This window comes from Falsirhodobacter sp. 1013, from assembly GCF_051195255.1.
Classification (GTDB): Bacteria; Pseudomonadota; Alphaproteobacteria; order Rhodobacterales; family Rhodobacteraceae; genus Falsirhodobacter.
The window spans coordinates 1-1,092 of sequence record NZ_JBNJLK010000047.1 but is presented as its reverse complement, the minus strand read 5'-3'; the positions used below and the strand labels follow the sequence as shown (position 1 = coordinate 1,092).

Below are 1,092 nucleotides of genomic sequence, written 5' to 3'. Positions count from 1 at the left end.
GCCCTCCGTTCTCTTGCCTCTTCAGCCAACGTGGAACAGGGTTGCGAAGAGTTTCGGGTCGAGGCTGGCCTGGGCGAAGGTGGGGCCTTCGGTCAGGACGGACACGGCGTCGTGGGAGTGCAGGGATTCCTGGTGGCTCGCCACGACGCGGAAGTCGCCGATGCGGGGATCGGCCTGAAGGGCCGCGCAGAACGACCGCGCCGCGTCTTCCACGAAGATCGGGTTGGCGGCGTTCAGCTCGGCAAAGGCCTGCTCGTCCTCACGCTTGACCATGACCTGCGTTTCGGTGGGCACGCCGGCGCGGGCGATCTCGATCAGGTCCTCGAACCACAGCCGCGTCTCGCCCCGCATTTCCACCGACAGGCGCGCGACCGACCGCTGCGAATGCGGCGTCGCCAGCTGGCCCCGCGTCTGGCGCGCGTGTTCGGACAGTTCCAGCGAACACGGGCAGGTGGAGGAATAGACGTAGTCGAGGTGCATCATCTTCTTGCGCTCCCCGGCCACGTCCACCAGTTCCAGCGCGATGTCGTAATACTGCCAGCCCGTCAGGCCCGAGCGCAGCGACTGCACCTTCGCGGGGAAGGAGAACCGCATCTGGATGCGCGCGTCGAAGCTGCCCAGATCGCGCTTGTAGTCGTCCAGCGCGTGCTCGATCACCTCCAGCGACACGTCGCGTTCGGCATGAACGTAGAAGGACCGCATGATGCGGCTCATGTTGATGCCCTTCTTCTCGGCCTCCAGGCTGACGGTGCCGGTGACGGAGGTTTCCAGCGTGACGTCGCCCCCGTCGCGCAGCCGGTAGCGGATGGGCAGCCGGAAGTTGGAGATGCCGACGTGCTGGATGATGGCCTGCGCGCCCACGATCAGGCTGGACGGCCCGTTCTGAAGGTCGGGCAGCGTGGCGCGATAGGCCGCGTCGGCCACGAACCCCGCCGGATAGGCGCGGCTCAGTTCGGGATAGGCCCGCAGCACCGCCGGAAGCTGCAGCGCCACAAGGTCGTCCCCGGTCGCCGCAGCCGTGTAGCCGCGCAGCACGTCCAGCGCCGCCTCCGCCTCGGCCCGCGTCGGAGGAAGATCAGCACGAATGTTCAT

General features: G+C 67.4%; 1 protein-coding gene. It reads right to left on the bottom strand.

Annotation, left to right across the window (positions count from 1 at the left end):
- Positions 1 to 21: 21 nt before the first annotated feature.
- A complete protein-coding gene (gene folE2 / locus ACSHZY_RS18865) occupies positions 22 to 1,092 on the bottom strand; it encodes a GTP cyclohydrolase FolE2 (protein WP_435171762.1) in 1,071 nt (356 codons plus the stop codon).